The following is a 219-nucleotide window of genomic DNA, read 5'->3' as shown; positions in this document are numbered from 1 at the left end:
TCATCTCTGTCCACTGTCCATCATATGACATATACATATTTACACCATCATTTAATTTTTCCAAATACATTTGAGAATCCATCGTTGTCTTTCCAAATAAATCTTTGGTTAAAATCCCCACTGCCAATGGTTCCCGATGCAATTCAATTTTCGCTATGGTAATAGTTTTGTCTTCCTCTTTTCCCATTTGTGCCTCTGCATAAAAAACACCAGCAAAGC

General features: G+C 36.1%; 1 protein-coding gene. It reads right to left on the bottom strand.

Annotated elements, in window-relative coordinates:
* Positions 1–219, bottom strand: a 219-nt coding sequence (locus NE558_RS14370; protein WP_256150850.1) for a hypothetical protein, incomplete at both ends; no start/stop codon positions are given.

The sequence above is a fragment of the Anaerotignum propionicum genome (assembly GCF_024461735.1).
Classification (GTDB): domain Bacteria; phylum Bacillota; class Clostridia; order Lachnospirales; family Anaerotignaceae; genus Chakrabartyella.
Note: the sequence above shows the minus strand (reverse complement) of the source record. Positions and strands in the feature narration are given on the sequence as shown.